At 72.0% G+C, this 20982-nt stretch carries 22 protein-coding genes; 9 read left to right on the top strand and 13 right to left on the bottom strand.

What is annotated here, in order from left to right; genetic code table 11:
* Window positions 1-829, top strand: an 829-nt coding sequence (locus tag JNK30_RS00145; RefSeq protein WP_293479036.1) for an amidase family protein, incomplete at its 5' end; no start/stop codon positions are given.
* Window positions 830-869: 40 nt separating this feature from the next.
* Window positions 870-1805, top strand: coding sequence for an oxygenase MpaB family protein (locus JNK30_RS00150; RefSeq protein WP_293479037.1), 936 nt, complete (start codon window positions 870-872; stop codon window positions 1803-1805).
* Between the two features lie 13 nt (window positions 1806-1818).
* On the opposite strand, the gene JNK30_RS00155 is transcribed toward JNK30_RS00150, so the two are convergent.
* The 4 genes from JNK30_RS00155 to coaBC form a co-directional block, all read right to left on the bottom strand.
* Window positions 1819-2604 (bottom strand): SDR family NAD(P)-dependent oxidoreductase, encoded by a 786-nt coding sequence (locus JNK30_RS00155; protein ID WP_293479039.1) that lies wholly within the window; start codon window positions 2602-2604, stop codon window positions 1819-1821.
* A gap of 75 nt (window positions 2605-2679) precedes the next feature.
* Window positions 2680-3504 carry an exodeoxyribonuclease III gene (locus tag JNK30_RS00160; RefSeq protein WP_293479041.1) on the bottom strand — a complete coding sequence of 275 codons (825 nt, stop codon included), beginning with the start codon at window positions 3502-3504 and terminating at the stop codon, window positions 2680-2682.
* Window positions 3501-3959 carry a dUTP diphosphatase gene (gene dut / locus JNK30_RS00165; RefSeq protein WP_293479043.1) on the bottom strand — a complete coding sequence of 153 codons (459 nt, stop codon included), beginning with the start codon at window positions 3957-3959 and terminating at the stop codon, window positions 3501-3503. The genes JNK30_RS00160 and dut overlap by 4 nt, the downstream gene beginning before the upstream one ends.
* Before the next feature lie 4 nt (window positions 3960-3963).
* The gene (gene coaBC / locus JNK30_RS00170; protein ID WP_293479045.1) at window positions 3964-5154 is read right to left on the bottom strand and encodes a bifunctional phosphopantothenoylcysteine decarboxylase/phosphopantothenate--cysteine ligase CoaBC; all 1191 of its coding nucleotides are present in this window, start codon (window positions 5152-5154) and stop codon (window positions 3964-3966) included.
* 111 nt (window positions 5155-5265) lie between these two features.
* Between coaBC and JNK30_RS00175 the strand changes: the two genes are divergently transcribed.
* Window positions 5266-5835, top strand: coding sequence for a hypothetical protein (locus JNK30_RS00175; RefSeq protein ID WP_293479047.1), 570 nt, complete (start codon window positions 5266-5268; stop codon window positions 5833-5835).
* Between the two features lie 17 nt (window positions 5836-5852).
* Here JNK30_RS00175 and ubiB read toward each other — a convergent pair whose 3' ends face one another.
* Together ubiB and JNK30_RS00185 are read right to left on the bottom strand one after the other, a co-directional pair.
* Window positions 5853-7346, bottom strand: coding sequence for a 2-polyprenylphenol 6-hydroxylase (gene ubiB / locus JNK30_RS00180; RefSeq protein WP_293479048.1), 1494 nt, complete (start codon window positions 7344-7346; stop codon window positions 5853-5855).
* Between the two features lie 7 nt (window positions 7347-7353).
* A complete protein-coding gene (locus JNK30_RS00185; RefSeq protein ID WP_293479049.1) occupies window positions 7354-8112 on the bottom strand; it encodes a class I SAM-dependent methyltransferase in 759 nt (252 codons plus the stop codon).
* Window positions 8113-8215: 103 nt separating this feature from the next.
* On the opposite strand from JNK30_RS00185, the gene mutM reads away from it, so the two are divergent.
* The 6 genes from mutM to dnaA all read left to right on the top strand — a co-directional run bounded on the left by mutM (window position 8216) and on the right by dnaA (window position 13589).
* Window positions 8216-9079: a bifunctional DNA-formamidopyrimidine glycosylase/DNA-(apurinic or apyrimidinic site) lyase gene (mutM, locus tag JNK30_RS00190; protein ID WP_293479050.1), complete on the top strand. Its 864-nt coding sequence runs from the start codon at window positions 8216-8218 to the stop codon at window positions 9077-9079.
* On the top strand, window positions 9076-9936 hold the full coding sequence (locus JNK30_RS00195; RefSeq protein ID WP_293479052.1) for a TraB/GumN family protein: 861 nt from the start codon (window positions 9076-9078) through the stop codon (window positions 9934-9936). The genes mutM and JNK30_RS00195 overlap by 4 nt, the downstream gene beginning before the upstream one ends.
* Window positions 9937-9964: 28 nt before the next feature.
* The gene (locus JNK30_RS00200) at window positions 9965-10744 is read left to right on the top strand and encodes an enoyl-CoA hydratase (RefSeq protein ID WP_293479054.1); all 780 of its coding nucleotides are present in this window, start codon (window positions 9965-9967) and stop codon (window positions 10742-10744) included.
* A 1-nt stretch (window position 10745) separates the two neighbouring features.
* Entirely contained in the window at window positions 10746-11303 is a 558-nt protein-coding gene (locus JNK30_RS00205; RefSeq protein ID WP_293479056.1) for a DUF5655 domain-containing protein, read from the top strand.
* Between the two features lie 119 nt (window positions 11304-11422).
* Window positions 11423-11692, top strand: a complete 270-nt coding sequence (gene rpsT, locus JNK30_RS00210; RefSeq protein ID WP_293479057.1) for a 30S ribosomal protein S20 — start codon at window positions 11423-11425, stop codon at window positions 11690-11692.
* 412 nt (window positions 11693-12104) lie between these two features.
* Window positions 12105-13589, top strand: a complete 1485-nt coding sequence (dnaA, locus tag JNK30_RS00215) for a chromosomal replication initiator protein DnaA (protein ID WP_293479059.1) — start codon at window positions 12105-12107, stop codon at window positions 13587-13589.
* Window positions 13590-13757: 168 nt separating this feature from the next.
* On the opposite strand, the gene JNK30_RS00220 is transcribed toward dnaA, so the two are convergent.
* The 7 genes from JNK30_RS00220 to rbfA form a co-directional block, all read right to left on the bottom strand.
* Complete coding sequence (locus JNK30_RS00220; RefSeq protein WP_293479061.1) at window positions 13758-14153, bottom strand: HXXEE domain-containing protein; 396 nt, start codon at window positions 14151-14153, stop codon at window positions 13758-13760.
* A complete protein-coding gene (locus JNK30_RS00225; RefSeq protein WP_293479063.1) occupies window positions 14150-15376 on the bottom strand; it encodes a serine hydrolase in 1227 nt (408 codons plus the stop codon). The genes JNK30_RS00220 and JNK30_RS00225 overlap by 4 nt, the downstream gene beginning before the upstream one ends.
* A 146-nt stretch (window positions 15377-15522) precedes the next feature.
* Window positions 15523-16479 carry an alpha/beta hydrolase gene (locus JNK30_RS00230; protein WP_293479065.1) on the bottom strand — a complete coding sequence of 319 codons (957 nt, stop codon included), beginning with the start codon at window positions 16477-16479 and terminating at the stop codon, window positions 15523-15525.
* 251 nt (window positions 16480-16730) lie between these two features.
* Window positions 16731-18878, bottom strand: coding sequence for a polyribonucleotide nucleotidyltransferase (gene pnp, locus JNK30_RS00235; RefSeq protein ID WP_293479067.1), 2148 nt, complete (start codon window positions 18876-18878; stop codon window positions 16731-16733).
* A gap of 233 nt (window positions 18879-19111) precedes the next feature.
* Window positions 19112-19381 (bottom strand): 30S ribosomal protein S15, encoded by a 270-nt coding sequence (gene rpsO / locus JNK30_RS00240; protein ID WP_293479069.1) that lies wholly within the window; start codon window positions 19379-19381, stop codon window positions 19112-19114.
* A 16-nt stretch (window positions 19382-19397) separates the two neighbouring features.
* A complete protein-coding gene (truB, locus tag JNK30_RS00245; RefSeq protein WP_293479071.1) occupies window positions 19398-20327 on the bottom strand; it encodes a tRNA pseudouridine(55) synthase TruB in 930 nt (309 codons plus the stop codon).
* Complete coding sequence (rbfA, locus tag JNK30_RS00250; protein WP_293479073.1) at window positions 20328-20765, bottom strand: 30S ribosome-binding factor RbfA; 438 nt, start codon at window positions 20763-20765, stop codon at window positions 20328-20330.
* Window positions 20766-20982: the final 217 nt, after the last annotated feature.

A 20982-nucleotide genomic window follows, 5' to 3' on the forward strand; every position in this document is an offset into this window, starting at 1 on the left:
CCACGTCCCGCCGCGGCCGGGGTCCTACGCCGAGCGGGACCTCAACGTGATCGGCCCCATGGCCCGTTCCGCCCGCGACCTGCGCCTGCTGCTGTCGGTCATCGAGGCCGGTCCGCTCGCCCCCAAGGCGCCGCCGGCCGACCTCTCCCAGACGCGGATCGGCCTGTGGCTCGACGACCCCATGTGCCCCCTCGACCCCCAGGTGTGCGCGGTGATGGAGGCCTTCGCGCAGGAACTGCGCGCGGCCGGCGCGGAGGTGGAGCCGATCGCCTGCCCGGTGGACATGAGGAGCCTGCTGTTCGCCTACCAGACCCTGTTGGGCGCGGTGCTCGGCGAGGACCTGCCGCCGCGGACGCTGCGCCAGATGGAGCGCGTCCGGGCGTTCGCCGGCCTGATGGGCGCAAGCGACGACCCGTTCTCGGCCGGCCACCTGGCGCGCGCCTACACCGCCCGGCACCGGGAATGGATGGCCGCCGACGCGGTCCGGGCGCGTCTCCGCCACGAGATCGGCGAGGCGTTCGAGCGCCGCGATGTGATCCTGGCGCCGATCGCCCCGGTTCCCGCCTTCCCGCACGACCGCAAGCCCTTCACGCGGCGTACGCTGGCCACGAGCGACGGCCGATCCATCCCCTACAGCTCGATGCTCACCTGGATCGCCCTGCCCACCGCCCTGCACCTGCCGGCCACGGCTGTCCCGGCCGGGCGCACGCCGGGCGGGCTGCCGGTGGGCGCCCAGATCATCGGGCCGCGCGGCGGGGACGCCCGCACCCTCGCCATCGCCCAGGCCATCGACGAGAACATCCGCGGCTTCGAGCCGCCCCCGCCCTGAGCGCCTTCCGCCCGGCCGCCCAGCCCCTATCTTGGCTACGATGCCCGCCAGCCCGCCCCTCCTCGTCCGTCCGCCCCTGCTCGTCCGACAGGCCGTCGTCGGCCAGATCCGCAAGCTCGTCGGCGGCACGGGCGACGACAGCATCGAGCGCAACCGCGCCGACACCGGCCTCTTCGGACCCGACAGCGCCTGCTGGAAGGTGCACGGCGACTTCACCAGCATGATGGTGGGCGGGATCGCGGCGCTGTTCCTGCAGATGCTGCACCCCGGGCCGCTGGCCGGGGTCTGGGACCACTCCAACTTCCGGCGCGACATGCGCGGCCGCCTGGGCCGCACCGCGCGCTTCATCGCCGGGACCACCTATGGCGACCGCGCCGAGGCCCAGGGCTACATCGACCGCGTGAGGCACATCCATGCCGGCGTGACCGGCGCGCTTCCCGACGGCCGGCCCTACGCCGCCGACGACCCCGAGCTGCTGACCTATGTGCACGTGGCCGAGGTGAGCGCGTTCCTGGCCGCCTACCTGCGCTACGTGGATCCGGATTTCCCGGACGCCGAGCAGGACCGCTACTACGGCGAGGTGGCCGAGGTCGCCCGGCGGCTGGGGGCGATCGACCCGCCCACCACCCGCGAGGGGATCGCCGCCTACCTCGAGGCGGTCCGCCCTCACCTCCGCTACGACCAGCGCACGCGCGCGGTGGCCGCGGCGCTGCTCTCGCAGCCCCCGCCCAGCCCCGCCGCGGCGCCGGCCATGACGCTGGCCTTCGACGCGGCCAAGGACCTGCTGCCGGACTGGGCGGCCCGGATGCATGGCTTCCGGCTCTCGCCGGTCCGCCGGGCCACGACGCGGGCCGGCGTCCGGACGCTCGGCGCGGGGATGCGGTGGGCGCTGACCAACAGCGCCGAGGCCCGCGCCCGCCGTCGCGCCGCCGAGCTGACCGGCCCCGCGCGCGCCGCCGCCCCGGTTCAGGCCTGAGGGGGCGCCGGCCTCAGCGCGGCCAGGGCCGCACCCCCACGAAACCGCCGTCGATCGGCAGCAGCACGCCGGTGACCCAGCGCGACTCGTCGCTCGCGAGGTAGGTCGCGGCGTAGGCCACGTCCCAGCCGGTGCCCTCGGTCTGCAGCGGGACCGCCCTGGCGCGGCGCTCGCGCGCCTCCTCGCCCATGCCCGCGACCAGGGGCGTGTAGACCGTGCCGACCACCAGGCAGTTCGACCGGACGCCCTCGGCCGCATGGTCGGCCGCCACCGAGAGGGTCAGGCCCTGCAGCCCGGCCTTGGTGGCGGCGTACGCCACGGCGCCCGGCGTCCCGGAAAGGCCGAGCAGGCCGGCCGTGGACGAGATGTTGACGATCGATCCGCCGCCGCCCGCCCGCATGCGCGGGATGCAGGCGCGGCAGCACAGCATGGCCGAGGTGAGGTTCGTCTCCAGCAGGCGATGCCAATCGTCGAGCGACACGGTGACCGTGTTGCCGCCCGCGCCCACGCCGACGTTGTTCACCAGAATGTCGACCCGGCCGTAGCGGTCGGCCGCGAAGGCGGCCATGGCCTCGGTGTCTTCGGGGCGCGTGACGTCGGCGGCGAAGGCGCTGGCCTCGCCGCCCTCGGCGCGGATCGCGGCCTCCAGCGCCGCCGCCCGCTCGGCCGAGCGGTTCACCAGCACGACGCGGGCGCCCTCGCGCGCGAACAGCATGGCGGTGGCCGAGCCGTTGCCGTCGCCTTCGCCGCGCGCGGCCGCGCCCGTGACGACCGCGACCTTTCCCGAAAGCCGACCCATGACGCACCCCAAGCCGATACACCCGGCGCGCAGCCTATCGCCGGACGCCCGGGCGGGGAACGCAGGCCGTCGATGTCAGCGCGAGAGCTCGATCCAGACCGGCCCGTGGTCGCTCGAGCCTTCCTTGGCGCGGTGGTGGCGGTCCACGCCGGCGGCCTCGAGGCGCGGAGCCAGTGTCGGACTCAGCAGCAGGTGGTCGATCCGAAGGCCGGCGTCGCGCTGGAAGCTGTTCCGCCAGTACTTCCAGAAGGTGTAGACCCGCGCCTCGTCGCCGAACACGGCCCGCAGCGCGTCGGTCCAGCCGCGCCCGCGCAGCCAGGCGTAGGTGTCCTTCAGCGAGGGCTGGAAGAGCGCGTCGTCGCGCCAGCGTTCGGGGACATAGACGTCCAGGTCCGTGGGCATGATGTTGTAGTCGCCCACCAGCACCACGGGCTGCCCGGTCTCCAGCAGCCAGTCGGCGTGGGCCATGAAGCGCGCGTACCAGGCCTCCTTGGCGGCGTACTTGGCGCTGCCGACCGGGTTGCCGTTGGGCGCGTAGAGGCATCCGACCAGCACGCCCTTGACCGCGGCCTCGATGTAGCGCGCCTGCGCCCCGGCCTCGTCGCCGGGCAGGCCGCGCCGCGTCTCGATCGGGGTCACGCCTCGCGCCAGGATCGCCACGCCGTTCCAGCTCTTCTGCCCGTGCCAGACGGCGCCGTAGCCGGCCTTCTCGAACGCCGCCGCGGGGAACCTGTCGTCCGTCGTCTTCAGCTCCTGCAGGCAGGCGACGTCGGGCCGCGTGTCGGCGAGCCAGGCGAGCACATGCTCCAGCCGCCCGTTCACCCCGTTGACGTTGTAGGTCGCGATCCGCATGGCGGCCGAAGGCGCGGCCGCGGCGCGAGGTTCCGTTTGGCGGCTCAACGGCCGCCTGTGGACCCGAAGCCGCCGGCGCCCCGGGCGGTGTCGTCCAGGCGCTCGACCTCGGCCCAGCGCGCCTGCGTCACCGGCGCCACGACCAGCTGGGCGATGCGGTCGCCCCGGCGGATCGTGAAGTCCTCGGCGCCGAGGTTGATGAGGATCACCTTCACCTCGCCCCGATAGTCGGCGTCGATGGTGCCGGGCGTGTTGAGGCAGGTGACGCCGTTCTTGAGCGCCAGGCCGGAGCGCGGACGGACCTGCCCCTCGAAGCCGTCGGGCAGGGCGAACGCCAGGCCCGTCGGCACCGCCTGGCGGTCGCCCGGCCGCAGGATCAGGGGCTCGTCCTGCGGCACCGCGGCGCGCAGGTCCATGCCGGCGGCCTGGGCGGTCTCGTAGGCCGGCAGCGGCAGGTCGGCGTTGTGCGGCAGGCGGGTGATCGGGACGGTGGGGCCGGACACGGGGCTAGAACTCCTCGGCGATGCGGGCGGCGAGCCGGCGGGCGACCTCGCCCTTGGGCATCCGGTCCCATCGCTCGATTCCGCCGGCCGAGACGATGGCCACCGCGTTCTCGTCGCCGCCCATGGTCCCCTCGACCGCGACGTCGTTGGCGACGATCCAGTCGCAGCCCTTCTTCGCCAGCTTGGCCTGGGCGTTGGCCTCGACGTCGTTGGTCTCGGCCGCGAAGCCGACGACCAGCCTGGGCCGCGACGCCGCCCGGGACAGCGTGGCCAGGATGTCCGGGTTCTCCACCAGGGCGATGGGCGGCGGCCCTTCCGGCCCCTTCTTGATCTTGCGGTCGCCCGCGCTCTGCGGCCGCCAGTCGGCCACCGCGGCCACGCAGACGGCGATGTCGGCGGGCAGCGCCGCCTCGCAGGCCGCCAGCATCTGCCGCGCCGTCTCCACGTCCACGCGGGTGACGCCGGCCGGCGCGGGCAGCGCCGTGGGGCCGCTCACCAGCGTGACGTCGCAGCCCAGGGCGGCCAGGGCCGAGGCGATGGCGTAGCCCTGCTTGCCCGACGAGCGGTTGGTGATGAGGCGAACCGGGTCGATCGGCTCGGCGGTGGGGCCGGCGGTGACGATGGCCCGCCGTCCGGCGAGCGGGCGCGCCGCGGCGCCGGCCAGCGCGGCCTGGACGGCCGCCAGGATCGCCGCCGGCTCGGCCATCCGGCCGGGGCCGTACTCGCCGCAGGCCATGGAGCCCTCGTCGGGCCCGACGAACAGCACGCCGTCGGCCTTCAGCCGCTCGAGGTTCCGCCGGGTCGCGGGATGATCCCACATCCGCACGTTCATGGCCGGCGCCATCAGCACGGGCTTGTCGGTGGCCAGGAGCGTCGTGGAGGCGAGGTCGCCCGCCAGGCCGTTGGCCGCCTTGGCCATCAGGTCCGCGGTGGCCGGGGCCACCACCACCAGGTCGGCCGAGCGCGACAGCTCGATGTGGCCCATCTCGGCCTCGTCGGTGAGGCTGAAGAGCTCGCTGTAGACCTTGTCCTCGGCCAGCGCCGAGAGGCTGAGCGGCGTCACGAATTCCGCGCCGGCCTTGGTCAGGATCGGCCGCACGACCACCCCCGCCTTGCGCAGGAGCCGCGTGAGCTCCAGCGCCTTGTAGGCCGCGATCCCGCCGCCGACGATCAGGAGAACCCGTCTTTCACTCACAGGCGCCGCCCCGCTTCAGAGGGCCCCGATGTAGGTCATCCCACGGGACTCGACAAACGCCCGCACTTGTGTTCTATGTTTGTTCTTGCACAGCTTCAGCTGGAGAAATTCATGTCGGCAATCAGGACGTTTCTGCTCGCGGCCGTGGCCGCCGTGGCGATCAGCGGCTGCGACAATGGCCCGTCGGCCGTGGCGCAGAAGGACGGGGACCGGGCGGCGCCGGCCGGGGACAGGCGGGACGAGCTCGCCTCGGAGACGTCGGCGCGGGGCCAGGGCGGCGGCGACAGGTCCGGCGTCGATCGCCGCGATGACCCCGTGAAGCTCGTGGACGGCAGGCCGATGTGGTCGGCCAGCCGCCGCTATTCCGCCGAGGAGAACGCCCGTCGCGCCTTCGCCCGCAACGGCGAGGCGTTCGGCGCCGACAGCCTCCAGGCCTTCGTGGAGAAGGCCCACGCCTTCGTCTCGGACCCGCCGAAGGGCACGCAGACGCTGAAGCGCCGCAACGGCGACACCCTGTTCTACGATGCGAAGAGCAACACCTTCGCCGTCGCCAGCAAGGACGGGGCGCCGCGGACGATGTTCCACCCCGACGACGGCCCGGCCTACTGGGCCGAGCAGAAGACGCGCGAGGCGCGGCGCAGCCAGTCCGCCCGCCGCGGTCGCGAGGACGACGACGCGTAGACCCGTCCGTCCGGGGATCAGGCGAGCAGCCAGCCGGCGACGAACGCGAGGCCCGAAGCCAGCGCGCCCAGCGCGAACCAGAGCAGCGGACGGCCCGGCGTCGGGGGTTCGATCACCGCCACGGGCGCGGGCTCCGCCAGCCGGGCGATGTTGCGGATCGCGGCCTCGGCCTCGCCCGCCAGCTGCCTCACGCGGCTGACCGGCGACAGCTCCCGGGCGATCCAGCGGCGGACCACCGGCTCGGCGGCGGCCCAGATGTTGTGGTCGGGATCGATGCGCCGGGCCACGCCTTCGACGGTCACCATGGTCTTCTGCAGCAGCACCAGCTCCGGCCGCAGGTGCATGTCGTAGAGGGCGGTGATCTCGAACAGCTGGGTCAGCACCCGGCTCATGGCCACCGCGTCGGCCGTGCGGCCGAACACCGGCTCGCCCACCGCCCGCAGCGCCTGGGCGAAGGCCTCGACGCTGTGCCGCGCCGGAACGTAGCCGGCGTCGAAGTGGACCTGCGCCACGCGGCGATAGTCGCGGTTCAGGAAGCCCCAGAGGATCTCGGCCAGGTACCGCCGCTCGGGCGCGCCCAGCCGGCCGATGATCCCGAAATCCACGGCGAACAGGCGCGCCGGCGCCGCGCAGAAGAGGTTGCCCTCGTGCAGGTCGGCGTGGAAGACGCCGTGGTCCAGCGCCTGGGCCAGGAAGGCGCGGGTGAGATTGTCGGCCAGCGTCTTGCGGTCGAGACCCGGCTGCTCCAGCGCCGCGTCGTCCGAGAGCGGAAGCCCCTCGGCCCAGGCCATGGTCAGCACGCGCTTGCCCACCCCGTCCCAGACGACGCGGGGGGCCGACATGTAGCCGTCCTTCTCCATCACCTCGCTGAGCTCGTCGGCCCCCGCCGCCTCCAGGCGCAGGTCCAGCTCCAGCTCGGTGGCGCGGATGACCGTGGCGGCGAACTTGCGCGGCTCCAGCCGGCGGACCGGCGGCGCCCAGCGCTCCATCAGCCGCGCGGCCAGGGCGAGCACGGCGGAATCCGCGGCCACCCGCCGCTCGATCCCGGGGCGCAGCACCTTCACGGCCACCCGCCGCCCGTCGCGGAGCGCCGCCTCGTGCGCCTGGGCCAGCGACGCCGCCGCCACCGGCTCGCCGAACGTGTCGTAGAGCGCCGAGAGCGGCCGCCCGAGGTCGGCCTCCACCGCCGCCCGCGCCTGCGCCGTGGGGAACGGCGCCAGCCGGTCCTTCAGGTGGCCCAGGTCCTCGGCGAAGACGCGCCCGAAGATGTCCGCCCGCGTGGACAGGAACTGGCCGAGCTTGATCGCCACCGGCCCCAGCGGCTCCAGCGACCGCGCCAGCCGCTCGCCCGGCCGGCCCTCGCGCCGCGTCGCGAAGACCCTGAGCGTCCGGGCCAGGGTCCGCGAGCCCGCGGAATAGTAGGCGTCGAGCTCGCGCGGCAGCAGCGCGTCGTTGCGGAGCAGGGTCCAGCCGGCCCCGAGCAGCCGCAGGTAGGCGCCGAGCGAAGCCATGCGCCGCTCAGACGGCCCGCGCGGTGTGCAGCGCCGCCACGCCGCCCGAGTAGTTGGTCCAGCCCACCTGGCCGAAGCCCGCCGCGGCGATCATGCCGGCGAACGTCTTCTGGTCGGGGAACCGGCGGATCGACTCCACCAGGTACTGGTAGCTCTCGCGGTCGTTGGCCACCCGCGCCCCGATCTCGGGGATCACCTTGAACGAATAGGCGTCGTAGGCCGCGCGCAGCGCCTCGGTCACCGGCCGCGAGAACTCCAGGCAGAGGAAGCGGCCGCCCGGCTTCAGCACGCGGCGCGCCTCGCGCAGGGCCGCGGGGATGTCGGTGACGTTGCGAATGCCGAAGCTGATGACGTAGGCGTCGGCGCATCCGTCCGGCAGGGGGAGCCGCTGGGCGTCGCCCACGGCCCACGAGATCTCGGGGACCACGCCCCGCTCGATCCCGGCGGCGATCATCTCGGCGTTGTAGTCGATCACGAAGACCTGGGCGTCCGCGCCCCCGCGGCGCTCCTGCGCGCGCCGCGCCATCCGGGCGAACCGCCGCGCCATGTCGCCGGTGCCGCCCGCGCAGTCGACGATGAGCTCGCCGGGCTGCGGGTTCAGGCGCGCCGCGACGGCGTCCTTCCAGAGCCGGTGCACGCCCGCGCTCATCAGGTCGTTCATCAGGTCGTAGCGCCGCGCGACGCGGTCGAACACGCCGCGCACCAGGCCCGGCTTCTCGGCGGCGTCCACGTCGCGGAAGCCGAAGGTGGCGGAAGGTCCCGTCATGGGCGCCCTTCTAGCCTCCCGGGGTCCGCCCGCAAAGGCGAACCGCCCCGCCGGCGCATGTTGGGCCCTTGGCGCATGCGCGGCGGCATGCCAAGCCGGAGCCATGCCCGAACTTCCGGAAGTCGAGACGGTCCGCGGCGGACTCGCGCCGGTCCTGGAGGGCCGTCGCCTGGCGCGCGTCGAGGCCCGCCGGCCCGACCTGCGCTTCCCCCTGCCGCCCGGCTTCGTGCAGGTCCTCACCGGTGCGACCGTCCTCAGGCTGGAGCGGCGCGCCAAGTACCTGCTGGCCCGCCTCGACCGCGAGGACACGCTCGTCATGCACCTGGGCATGAGCGGCCGCTTCGAGATCGCCCGCCCCGAGGGGGAAACCCGGCCCGGGCGCTTCCACTACGCGCCGGACCCCGACCCCAAGCACGCGCACATCGTCTTCGAGACCGACGCCGGCGTGCGGGTGACCTACTACGACCCCCGCCGCTTCGGTTACATGGCGCTGGTCAACAGCTCGACCCTCGAGCTTCACCCTTGGTTCGCGGGCCTCGGGCCCGAGCCGCTGTCGGACGCCTTCGACGCCGCCCACCTGAAGGCCGCCTTCCAGGGCCGCCGCCAGGGGCCCAAGACCCTGCTCCTCGACCAGCGGATCGTCGCGGGGCTGGGCAACATCTACGTCTGCGAGGCGCTGAACCGGGCGCGGATCTCGCCCTTCCGCCCCGCCGGCCGCATCTCGGCCGCGCGGCTGGCCGTGCTGGTCCCGCAGATCAAGGCGGTGCTGTCCGAGGCCATCGCGGCCGGCGGCTCCACCCTGCGCGACTTCGCCCAGGCCGACGGCGCCCTCGGCTACTTCCAGCACAGCTTCCGCACCTACGACCGGGAGGGCCAGCCCTGCCGCAACGCGGGCTGCGGCGGGATCATCGCCCGCCGGGTGCAGGCCGGCCGCTCGACCTTCTATTGCCCGGCCTGCCAGCGATGAAGGCCGTCGCCGCCGCGCTCGCGGCCGCGCTCGCCGTCGCCGCGCCGGCCGCCGCCAGGCCGCCCATCTGGACCGTGAAGGACGCCGATTCCGAGCTGGTGATCTTCGGCTCCATCCACGTCCTGCCGCCCGGCCTGGACTGGCGGCCGCCCGCCCTCGATGCGGCGCTCGCCCGCGCCGACGACGTCTGGTTCGAGCTGCCGGTGGACGCCGCGACGCAGCAGGAGTCGGCGCGGGTCGCCGCGGAGTCGGGCGTCCTGCCGCTGGGACAGTCGCTCTTCCGCCAGCTTCCGCCCGCGGACGCCCGGCGGCTGATGAAGGTCGCCGCCGCCTATGGCGTCGATCCGCTCACGCTCGATCGGCTCGAGCCCTGGTTCGCCGAGGTCGCGCTGGCGGCCGCCGCCTACCGCAAGGCCGGCGCGACCAGCGACTCCGGCGTGGAGGCGGCGGTCGGCGCCGCCGTCCCCACGGGCGCCCGGCGCCGGGCCCTGGAGACGCCGGCGCAGCAGATCGCCCTCCTGGACGGCGCGCACGCGGCCGACCAGCTCGCCTCGCTGCGGTGGACGCTGAAGGCGATGGAGCGCGACCCGCAGGCCTTCGCGGCCCTGGTGCGCGCGTGGATGGCGGGCGACGTCCGCGCGCTCGACGCCCGGGCGCTGCAGCCGCTCCGCCGCACCTCGCCCGGGCTCTTCCGGCGGCTGGTCGCCGACCGCAACGCCGACTGGGCGCGGCAGCTGGACGCCCGGCTGAGGGGCTCGGGCCGCACCGTCGTGGTGGTGGGCGTGGGCCACCTCGTCGGGCCCGAGGGCGTGCCGGCCCGCCTGCGCGCGCTTGGCTATTCCGTCACGGGGCCGTAAGTCGGCTCGCGAACCATCGGGAGCGGACATGGCCTACGAGACCCTCATCGTCGAAACCCCGAGCGCGGGCGTCACGCTGATCCGCCTCAACCGGCCGCAGGCGCTGAACGCGCTCAACAGCGAACTCCTCGCCGAGCTGTCCCACGCCCTGGACGAGGCCGAGGCGGACAACGACGTGCGCTGCGTGGTGCTGACCGGCTCGGAACGCGCCTTCGCCGCCGGCGCCGACATCAAGGAGATGTCCGACAAGTCCTACGCCGAGATGTTCCAGTCGAACTTCTTCGGCGCCGCCGGGCAGCGGCTGGAGCGCTTCCGCAAGCCGATCATCGCCGCCGTCGCCGGGTTCGCCCTGGGCGGCGGCTGCGAGCTGGCGATGCTGTGCGACATCATCATCGCCGCCGACACCGCGAAGTTCGGCCAACCCGAGATCAACCTGGGCGTCATGCCCGGCATCGGCGGCACGCAGCGCCTGCCGCGCGCGGTCGGCAAGGCCAAGGCGATGGACATGGTCCTGACCGCCCGGATGATGGACGCCGCCGAGGCCGAGCGCGCCGGGCTCGTCAGCCGCGTGGTGCCGGCCGACAAGCTGATCGAGGAGGCGCTGGGCGCGGCCGCCAGGATCGCCGGGCAGTCGATGCTGGCCGTGATGATGAACAAGGAGCTGGTCAACGCGGCGTTCGAGACGACGCTGTCCACCGGCGTGACGATGGAGCGGCGGCTGTTCCACTCGCTCTTCGCCTTCGAGGACCAGAAGGAGGGGATGGCCGCGTTCATCGACAAGCGGAAGCCGGACTTCAAGGGCCGCTGAGGTGGCGCAGGACTGGCGGGTCTTCCGGGACGAGAACGCCGCGCGGCTGGAACGCCAGACCGGGCAGGACGTCGCCGCCTGGAACGCCCGCATCGCCGCCGCGGCCCTGCCCGACGTCGACGCCCTGCGCGCCTGGCTGAAGGCCCAGGGCGTCACCGGCTACTCCGCGCAGCTGCTGCGCTGGGAGACCTTCGGCTACCCCGACTTCATGACGGCCAGCGCCGACGAGCTGGTCGACGCCCAGTTCGCCGACCGCCCGGCCCTGCGGCCGGTCTACGATGCGGTGATCGCCGCCGCCCTGGCGCTCGGGGACGTCACCGTCCAGACCCGCAAGACCTATGTCTCGCTCGTCGGCCCGCGCCGCACCTTCGCGCGGGTGCAGCCCACGACCAGGACCCGCCTGGACGTGGGGCTGCGGCTGGACGCCGCGCCGGGCGCGGGACTGAGGCCCAACCGCATCCACGAGAGCATGCCCGTGGGCCTCGCGCTGGCGCGTCCGGAGGACCTGGACGCCCAGGCGCTGGACTGGCTCCGGAAGGCCTATGACGCGAACGCCTGACGCCGGCGATCATCCGCGCCTGCACGCATTGACCGGCGGGCGCCGTTTCAGTATATCCGCGCCTCCCATTTCGCCCGCCGGCCCACCGGCGGGCCCGACCGTTTGAAGAAGAGTTCCGAATGGCCAATACGCCCGGCGCCAAGAAGGCGGTCCGCAAGATCGCCCGCCGCACCGAAGTGAACACCGCCCGCCGCTCGCGCGTGCGCACCTTCCTGCGCAAGTTCGAAGAGGCCGTGGCCTCGGGCGACGCCGGCGCCGCCAAGGCCGCGTTCGTGGAGGCCCAGTCCGAGCTGATGCGGGCCGTCTCCAAGGGCGTGGTTCACAAGAACACCGGCTCGCGGAAAGTGTCCCGCCTGGCCGCCCGCCTGAAGAAGATGTCGGCGGCCTGAGGCGACGGCGGGGACCCTCGGGTTCCCCCTCTTATCCCCTAGGATTTCTGATGCGGCGCCCCGTTCCGGGGCGCTCATTTTTTGTGCTCGAAATGGGCCCGAAAACCCGTCGTCTGCGACCAAACGGCTCAGCTTCCACACCCGGTTTTCGGGCTTTCCCTTGGACTGAAAAGGGTCCCTTGGGAGTCAACAGAAATAAGTCTCGACGGGGCAAAGAATCACCGTTGACCCCCCACGGTCCCAAATTAGTGTCGGGGCTCTTACAGGTTCTTTCCTTGATCCCGGGGACAACCGGGACAGCGGCGGGGCGAACTGCGCTCGCCGCGTAAGCATCTGTTTGCGTTAAAAAATTCGGCGTCAGGGGGTTGGGGGCCCTGGCTGGTCAGCGAGAACTCAATTGGGGTTGTTAAGGATGACGAGCGGGGGGGCTGCGGGAGCAATGGCGAATGCGCCGGCCACGGCCGTTTGGAGCAAGACGTGCCAGGTTCTCAAGCGTGAGCTGGGCGACGCGACATTCGGTTCCTGGCTCGGTCAGGCCGCCCTGCGGGAGAGCGGCGACGAAGTCTGCCTCGTGGCCGCCACCGGCATCGCCCGCGACTGGATCCGTCACAACGCCTGGCGCCGCATCGGGGAGCTGTGGGCGCAGAACGACCCGCTGGGCCGCCGCCTCGACCTCAAGAGCCGCATGGAGGTGGAGAGCGCCTCCCTCAGCAGCAATCCGCCGGTCGCCGCCAACGGTTCCCCCCCAACCGCGCCCGTCACGCTTTCGGCCGCCCCCCAAGCCGGAGCTCCCATGACCGCATCTGTCTTCGAGATCGAGGCCGAGACCGTGGCGCCCGTCGCCGCGCGTCAGGGCCGCCTCCAGGGCCTGCAGGAACGCTATACGTTCGACACCTTCGTCTCGGGCCCGGCCAACGAGTTCGCCTTCGCGGTCGCCCGCCGCGTCGCCAGCTGGGCGGACGGCCACTTCAACCCGGTGATGTTCCACGGGCCCTACGGCTTCGGGAAGACCCACCTGCTGAACGCCCTGGCCTGGGAGGCCATGCGCACCCAGCCCAGCCGCCGCGTGGTCTATCTGTCCGCCGAGCGCTTCACGACGACCTTCGTGAACGCGATCCAGACCCGCCAGACCGCGGCGTTCAAGGACGAGCTGCGCAACGCCGACCTGCTGCTGATCGACGACGTCCACTTCGTGGCCGGCAAGACCCAGACGCAGGAGGAACTCTTCCACACGCTCATCGCCCTGGTGGACGACGGCCGCCGGGTCGTGCTGACCGCCGACCGCTCGCCGACCGAGCTGTCCGAGATGGAGCCGCGCCTGCGCAGCCACCTGCAGGCCGGCCTCGTCTGCGGCATCGAGCCCGCCGACCGCAGCCTGCGCCTGGGCATCCTGGAGCGGAAGCTGCACACCCTGGCTCAGCAGGGCGGCTTCGTGCCGGCCGCGCGCGCCGAAGTGCTGCAGTTCCTGGCCGACCGCTTCACCGACAGCGTGCGGGAGCTGGAAGGCGCGCTGAACACCCTGATCGCCCGCGTGGGCGGCGACATCGCGCGGCTGGGGCTCGACGAGGCCCAGGCCATCCTGCGGCCGCACCTTAGCGTCACCGAGCGCAAGGTGACCGTCGACATGATCCAGAAGGCGGTGGCCGAGCACTACGCGCTGAAGCAGGCCGACCTGATCAGCGAGCGCCGGGCCCGCGCCGTCGCCCGCCCGCGGCAGGTCGCCATGTGGCTGGCCAAGCAGATCACCACGCGGTCCCTGCCCGACATCGGCCGCCGCTTCGGCGGACGCGACCACACCACCGTCCTGCACGCCGTCCGCCGGATCGAGCAGCTGAAGGGCGAGGACGCGGTCATCGCCCGCGACATCGACGTCCTCCTGCGCAAGCTTCGCGGCTAAGAGCGCGTTCCGAAAAGTGGGAACCGGTTTTCGGATCCGAACGCGCTCAAGCTATTGATCTAGAGCCGCATTTTCCAGTTCAGACGGTTCCGTCTGAACGGGTGAGGCTCCAGGCGCTGCGATCCTGCGGACGCTTGGCGAGGGGCCCGCGGAGACGCGGGCCTTTTGCTATGCCCGCGCGCGCAGCAGCCGCAGGGCGACGAGGCCGGCCGGCAGGTTCAGGGCGACGGCCGTCAGCACGCCGGGCGCATAGCCGCCCAGCGCCACGGCCGCGGGGACGTGCGGGACCAGCACATTGACCAGCAGGATCGCCGCGATCGTGCGCAGCGCAGCCGCCTTGGCGGGCGAGCCGGGCCCGCAGCCGGCCCAGAGGGCGACGCCGACGCCCGCCGCCGTCACCAGGGCCAGCATGGTCCAGAACACCGCGACGGGCGGCGCGCCCGGCAGGATCTCCAGGATCGCGGCGCGCTTCAGCGGATAGCCGACGGCCTCCTCCAGATCGTGCAGCGTCAGCGCGGCGGCCAGCAGGCCCGCCGCCAGCCCGCGCCGCCGATCGGGCGTCACGCCCGCAGCGCGTTCACCGCCGCGCCGATGAGATCGTAGGTCTCGAACTCGGAGTCCCCCTCCCACGATTTCCGCCAGGCGCTCCACACGATCGCCACGACCTGCTCGCGCGGGTGGACGTAGATGAACTGGCCGAAGATCCCCTCGGCCGTGAACGCGCCGTCGTGGACGCCGCCGGGGGGCAGGACCCACCACTGGTAGCCGTAGCCCAGCGGGTAGCCCGGTTCGAGCTTGCCGAAGCCCGTGGCGGGAATGTCGGGCCGGCCGGCCAGATCGCGCCAGCCGGCGGGCAGCACGCGTCGGCCGCCGGCGACGCCGTCCTCCAGGATGAACTGCCCGAAGCGGCCGAAGTCGCGCAGGCGCGCGCTGACGCCCAGCCCCGCCAGCTCCAGCCCGTCCCTGGACTCGAGCTGCCAGTAGCCGTCCGCCTCCATGCCGGCGGGCCCCCAGATCTTCTCGGCATAGAGGTCGGCCAGACTCCGGCCGGTGGCGGCGGCGACGATGGCCCCGAGGACACAGGTCTCGCCCGTCGAGTAGTTGAATTTCGTCCCCTGCGGCGCGGCGCGGGGCAGGGTTCGCATGAGCTCGATCACGCCGCCCGGCCGGCCCTCCGCCAGCACCCGGCCGAAGCGCGCCACGTCAGAGGCGCCGCTGGGATCGTAGTCCTCCTTCCAGGCCACGCCCGAGCACATGCGAAGGATGTTGCGGACGGTCACGCCCTCGTAGGCGGAGCCCTTCAGCGCCGGCAGGTAGCGCTCCGCGGGATCGTCCAGGCTGCGGATCGCGCCGTCGTGCAGCGCCGCGCCGGCGAGGGTCGCCGTCATCGACTTGGCCGTCGAGAAACTGGTCCAGCGGCTTTCGGGCGTGTTGCCCATGCCGTAGCGCTCGAGCGCGATCTCGCCCCGCTTCAGGATCAGCAGCCCCGCCGTGCGCCGGCGGGTCATGTAGTCGTCCACGGACCTCGTGGCGCCGCCGCTGCGGAAGGTCATCGCCTCCAGGGACCGCGCATGGGACGGCAGCGCGCGGACCGACGTCCCGCGGCGGATCGCCCGCACCGGCCGCGTCTGGTCCTGGTTGCGGAAGGTGGCGGCCTGGTTCTCGGGCGTGGTGTCCAGCACGTTGGGCGCCGCGACCTCGCCCGACTGGCCCCAGGCGCGACCGGCCATCGCGGCGGCCGCCGCGCCTCCGATCCAGGCGCGCCGATCCATCACCAGTCCGACCATGTTCCCCTCCCGCCCGGCGACGTTCTGGCCGGCTCGACCCCATGCTGCCCGTTTACCTACCGCGCCGCCACCCGGCGCCCCCGCGCCTCGCGCTCGGCCGACCGTGGCCGGCGCGCCCGAACGCGGATGTCGCCCGATGTCATCGCCTATCTCCGAAGATGCCGCTCGAACCAGCCGACCATCGCGGTCATGGCCGCGGTCGCGTAGGCGTCGGTCTTGGCCGGGTCGCCCTTGACGTAGAAGTCGTGATCGGCCCCGGCGAAGAGCCTCAGCTCGTTCTGAACGCCGGCCCTGTCGAGGGCGGCGCGCATCAGTTCCGACTGTGCGGCCGGCACGCCCCGGTCCGCATCGCCGTGCAGGAGCAGAGTCGGCGGATCGCCCGGGTCGACGCTGTGGATCGGCGAGATGGCCGGCAGGAGGCTCGGGTCGACATTGAGGGCCCCGGGCCTGAGGCGGCCCTGCAGGAGAACCGCCAGATCGGTCGGCGGGAAGTAGGCGACGACCGCGGCGATCCGGTTGCCCGAGCGCTCCAGCGCGTTCGTCGCGGCGGGGTTTCCGTCGTCGGCCATCATGCCGGCGACGAGCGCGAGATGGCCCCCGGCGCTGGCGCCCCAGGCGCCGATGCGTCCGGGGTCCGCCCCGTAGTCGGCGGCGTGAAGCCGGATGTGGCGCATCCCGAGCCGGACGTCGGCGACGGCGTCGGGCGCCTGGAAGCGCGGAGCGGACGCGTGATAGAGCGCGACCACCGTGAAGCCCTTGTCGATCAGGGCCTGGTAGCGAGCCTGGCGTTCCTCCGGCGGGCCCCAGGACGAGCGGTAGCCGGCCGACACCATGTTGACCACCAGTGCGCCGTTGGCCTTCTTCACCGGCCTGAAGACGTCGTAGGTCAGCGCCATGCCGTCGCGGTGTCCGTAGACGACGTCGCGCACATAGGTGGCCGTCTTCAGCTCGGCGGGCGTCGGCGCGCGGAGCGCGTCGCGGGGATAGCCGCTCAGCGGCGGGCCGGGGTCCGCCACCGGCGGCGGAGCCGGATCCTGCGCCAGGGCGGAGCCGCCCCCAAGGGCCAGTGCGACGGCGAGCGCAGCGCGGCGGAGCCTGTTCATGGACGATCCCCTCTGACGGCGACCCTAGAGCGCGTTCCGAAAAGTGGGAACCGGTTTTCGGATCGAGACGCGCTCAAGTTCTTGATTTAGCGCCTCATTTGTCCCGCTCAGACGGTTCCGTCTGAACGGGTGAGGCGCTAGCGTCGCCAAGGGCGGCGCGCCAACACCCGACCGGGGGCGGCAGGCTGAACGGGAAAGGGCGGCCGGATCGCTCCGGCCGCCCTCCTCAGGTCTTCCGATCGAGCCGTCGCTTACGCGTCGGCCTTCTCCTCGGCCTTTTCATCCTTCTTCGACAGGTCCTCGCCGGTCTCCTGGTCGACGACCTTCATGGAGAGGCGGGTCTTGCCGCGGTCGTCGAAGCCCAGGAGCTTCACCTTGACCGACTGGCCTTCGGAAAGGACGTCCGAGACCTTCTCGACGCGCTTGTCGGCGATCTGGCTCACGTGGACCAGGCCGTCCTTGGCGCCGAAGAAGTTCACGAAGGCGCCGAAGTCGACGATCTTCACCACCTTGCCGGTGTAGATCTGGCCCACCTCCGGCTCGCTGGCGATCGACTTGATCCAGTCGCGCGCCGCGTCGATCTTCGACTGCTCGGCGGCCGCGATCTTGATCGTGCCGTCCTCGCCGATGTCGACCTTGGCGCCCGTCTCGGCGGTGATCTCGCGGATCACCTTGCCGCCCGAACCGATCACTTCGCGGATCTTGTCGACCGGGATCTTGATCGTCTCGATCTTCGGGGCGAACTCGCCGAGCTGCTCGCGCGGCGCCTCCAGGCCCTTCTTCATCTCGCCGAGGATGTGCTCGCGGCCGCCCTTGGCCTGCTCGAGCGCCTTCTTCATGATCTCCTCGGTGATCCCGGCGATCTTGATGTCCATCTGAAGCGACGTGATGCCGTCGGCGGTGCCGGCGACCTTGAAGTCCATGTCGCCCAGGTGGTCTTCGTCACCCAGGATGTCGGAGAGGACCGCGAAGCCGTCCTGCTCGAGGATCAGGCCCATGGCGATGCCCGACACCGGCTTCTTGATGGGAACGCCGGCGTCCATCAGGGCCAGCGAGCCGCCGCAGACCGTCGCCATCGACGACGAGCCGTTCGACTCGAAGATCTCGGACACGAGGCGGATCGTGTACGGGAACTCGTCGTAGGCGGGCAGCATCGGGCGCAGGGCGCGCCAGGCCAGCTTGCCGTGGCCGACTTCACGACGCCCGGGGGCGCCCATGCGGCCGGTCTCGCCCACCGAGAAGGGCGGGAAGTTGTAGTGCAGCATGAACTTCTCGAAGTACTTGCCTTCGAGGGCGTCGATCAGCTGCTCGTCGTCGCCGGTGCCCAGGGTGGCCACGCAGAGCGACTGGGTCTCGCCGCGGGTGAACAGGGCCGAGCCGTGGGCGCGGGGCAGGACGCCCACTTCGGCCACGATCTGTCGCACCTGGTCGACCTTGCGGCCGTCGATGCGCACGCCGGTATCCAGGATGTTGCGACGGACGACGTCGGCTTCCAGGTCCTTGAAGATGGCGCCCAGCTTGTCGGGGGCCAGACCGTCGGGACGCGCCTCGGACTTCCCGAACGCGGCGACCGCCTTCTCCTTGGCGGCGCCCACGGCGGCGTGGCGCTCCATCTTGGCGACGATCTTGTAGGCGGCGGCCAGGTCGGCGCCGACCACCTTCTTGATCTCGGCCTTGATGGCGTCGGTGTCGTCCGGCTGGAACTCGAAGGGCTCCTTGGCCGCGTGCTCGGCGAGCTCGATGATCGCATCGATCACCGGCTGCATCGACTTGTGGGCGAAGGTCACGCCGCCCAGGACCTGCTCCTCGGAGAGCTCCTGGATTTCGGACTCCACCATCATCACGGCGTCTTCGGTGCCGGCGACCACCAGGTCCATCCGGCTTTCCTTCATCTCGTCGAGCGTCGGGTTCAGGACGTACTCGCCGCCAACGAAGCCCACGCGGGCGGCGGCGATCGGGCCCATGAACGGAGCGCCGGACAGCACCAGGGCGGCCGAGGCGGCCACCATGGCGACGATGTCGGGGTCGTTCTCGAGGTCATGCGCCAGCACGGTGGCGACCACCTGGACCTCGTTCTTGAAGCCCTTCACGAACAGCGGGCGGATCGGACGGTCGATCAGGCGGCTGGTCAGGGTTTCCTTCTGCGAGGGCGCGCCCTCGCGGCGGGGGAAGCTGCCGGGGATCTTCCCCGCGGCGTAGAACTTCTCCTGGTAGTTCACCGTCAGCGGGAAGAAGTCCTGACCGGGCTTCGCGCTCTTGGCGTAGACGGCGGTGGCCAGCACGATGGTCTCGCCGTAGGTGGCGAGGACCGCGCCGTCGGCCTGACGGGCCATGCGGCCGGTTTCGAGCGTGAGGGTCTTGCCCCCCCACTCGATGGTCTTGCGTTTGATATCGAACATCTTGGCTTCTTTCTGGTCCCGCGGGCGTATTCCCGGCGGGGGCGGACAGGGGATCGGTCTTCCGAAATCCTCTCCAATGGCACAGGCTCAAGAGGATCTCGTTGCGACCCTCGGCGTATGGGATGGAGCCTTGGCTCCGGGCGCTGCATCGGACCTCCGGCCTGTGACGGAGGAGCAGCCTTCAAACGAAACGGACCCGGCCCCAGGCGGGGAACGGGTCCGGTCACTTCAACCTAGCGGCGCAGGCCGAGCTTCTCGATGAGCGCCTGATAGCGAGCCGCGTCGGACTTCTTCAGGTGGTCGAGGAGCGAACGGCGGGCGGAAACCAGCTTCAGCAGGCCCCGGCGCGAGTGGTTGTCCTTCTTGTGCGTCTTGAAGTGCTCGGTGAGGTTCGCGATCCGTTCGGACATGATCGCCACCTGAACTTCGGCGCTGCCCGTGTCCGCGTCGCCGCGGGCGTGGGTCTTGATGACTTCGGCTTTACGTTCGGCCGTGATCGACATCGGGTTTCTCCGCTCTTCAAAGGTTGAAGACGCGCGAAGGTTCGAGCCGGCCCGCACGCATCTCGCAGAGCGCCACCATCGACCCGCCCGCCATCGCGGAAACGGTGCGTGAGCCCGGCTTGAGCCTGGCCTTCACCGCTTCGACCTGTCGGGGAACGAGAACGATCGATCGTCCCTGCTTCAATCGGAAGGCGTCTTCGTCGGTCACGGCCAGCACCGGGATGTCGTCCAGTGCGGTCTCGACCGGAAGCAGGGCCTCCGATTGGCGGGCCTCATAGCCCAAATCCTCCAGAAACGCCAGCGCCACCGCCGATTGCTCGGTGAAGGCCCCCACACGCGTGCGGCGAAGGGCGCTCACATGGCCGCACGCGCCGAGCGCCTCGGCGATGTCGCGGACCAGGGCGCGGACGTAGGTGCCCTTGCCGCAGTCCACGTCCAGCGTCACGTGATCCTCGTCCTCGGCGTCCACGACGCGGGCGTCGAAGATCCGCACCTTCCGCGCGGCCAGCTCCACCGTCTCGCCGGCGCGGGCGAGGTCGTAGGCGCGCTCCCCGTCCACCTTGATCGCCGAATAGGCGGGGGGGACCTGGTCGATCTCGCCGATGAACCGCGGCAGCACGGCCTGCACCTGGGCCAGCGTCGGGCGAACGTCCGACTCCGCCAGCGTCGCGCCTTCACGGTCGTAGGTGGCGGTCGTGCGGCCCCAGGCGATGGTGAAGCGGTAGCTCTTGTCGGCGTCCACCAGGAACGGGACGGTCTTGGTCGCCTCGCCCAGGGCGATCGGCAGCACGCCGGTGGCCAGCGGATCCAGCGTGCCCGCATGGCCCGCCTTCTGGGCGTCGAACAGCCGCCGGACGCGGCTCACGGCGTGGGTCGACGTCAGGTCGTAGGGCTTGTCGAGGTTGATCCACCCCGAGATCGCCTGCCCCTTCTTGCGGCGAGCCACCTAGTCCTCGTCCTTCCAGGAGTCCGAGGGCGCGTCGGGGGTCAGGTCGCGCCGGACACGGGGGTCGTCGAACAGCTTCGCCATCCGCGCGGCCTCGTTGAAGCTTTCGTCGTGGCGGAAGTGCAGGTCGGGCGTGAAGCGCATGTCGATCATCCGGCCGAGGTGGCCGCGCACGAACTTCGCGTGCCGGTTCAGCGCCTTGACGACCTCGTCGGCGTTCTCCCCGCCCAGCGGCTCGACGAAGACGGTGGCGTGGCGCAGGTCGGGGTTCACCCGCACCTCGGTGACGGTGACGGACACGCCGGCCAGGACGGGATCGTTGATCTCCTCCTCGCGGAAGATCTCCACCAGCGCATGGCGCACCAGTTCGCCGGCGCGGAGCTGCCGCTGCGACGGACCTTTCGGGGCCGCGCGGCCGCTGGAATGGGGTCGTTTCATGGAAGTCGGCCTTCAGCGACCTGGCGGGCGGATCGGACGCCCGCGCAGGAAAGCGGCGGCTTCTACTTCCTTTCCCGCCGGCGGGAAAGGGGGACCGCTCGCCGGCCCCGGCCCTCGAGCCAGGGGTTGGGGGACGGTTTCCCTGTCGCAAGAGCCGCCCGCTTCAACCGCGGAGATCGCGGAGGCGACGCGGAGACTTCTGCGCTCTCTGCGTTCC

Source organism: Phenylobacterium sp. (assembly GCF_016793225.1).
In the GTDB taxonomy this organism is placed as follows: Bacteria; Pseudomonadota; Alphaproteobacteria; order Caulobacterales; family Caulobacteraceae; genus Phenylobacterium.

Coding starts and splice junctions, on each gene's coding strand:
- rpsO (WP_293479069.1), bottom strand. CDS start 19,381: ATGTCGATCACGGCCGAACGTAAAGCCGAAGTCATCAAGACCCACGCC.
- JNK30_RS00185 (WP_293479049.1), bottom strand. CDS start 8,112: ATGACGGGACCTTCCGCCACCTTCGGCTTCCGCGACGTGGACGCCGCC.
- rbfA (WP_293479073.1), bottom strand. CDS start 20,765: ATGAAACGACCCCATTCCAGCGGCCGCGCGGCCCCGAAAGGTCCGTCG.
- JNK30_RS00175 (WP_293479047.1), top strand. CDS start 5,266: ATGTCGGCAATCAGGACGTTTCTGCTCGCGGCCGTGGCCGCCGTGGCG.
- JNK30_RS00155 (WP_293479039.1), bottom strand. CDS start 2,604: ATGGGTCGGCTTTCGGGAAAGGTCGCGGTCGTCACGGGCGCGGCCGCG.
- ubiB (WP_293479048.1), bottom strand. CDS start 7,346: ATGGCTTCGCTCGGCGCCTACCTGCGGCTGCTCGGGGCCGGCTGGACC.
- JNK30_RS00230 (WP_293479065.1), bottom strand. CDS start 16,479: ATGAACAGGCTCCGCCGCGCTGCGCTCGCCGTCGCACTGGCCCTTGGG.
- JNK30_RS00200 (WP_293479054.1), top strand. CDS start 9,965: ATGGCCTACGAGACCCTCATCGTCGAAACCCCGAGCGCGGGCGTCACG.
- rpsT (WP_293479057.1), top strand. CDS start 11,423: ATGGCCAATACGCCCGGCGCCAAGAAGGCGGTCCGCAAGATCGCCCGC.
- JNK30_RS00150 (WP_293479037.1), top strand. CDS start 870: ATGCCCGCCAGCCCGCCCCTCCTCGTCCGTCCGCCCCTGCTCGTCCGA.
- mutM (WP_293479050.1), top strand. CDS start 8,216: ATGCCCGAACTTCCGGAAGTCGAGACGGTCCGCGGCGGACTCGCGCCG.
- pnp (WP_293479067.1), bottom strand. CDS start 18,878: ATGTTCGATATCAAACGCAAGACCATCGAGTGGGGGGGCAAGACCCTC.
- JNK30_RS00225 (WP_293479063.1), bottom strand. CDS start 15,376: ATGGTCGGACTGGTGATGGATCGGCGCGCCTGGATCGGAGGCGCGGCG.
- dnaA (WP_293479059.1), top strand. CDS start 12,105: ATGACGAGCGGGGGGGCTGCGGGAGCAATGGCGAATGCGCCGGCCACG.
- JNK30_RS00195 (WP_293479052.1), top strand. CDS start 9,076: ATGAAGGCCGTCGCCGCCGCGCTCGCGGCCGCGCTCGCCGTCGCCGCG.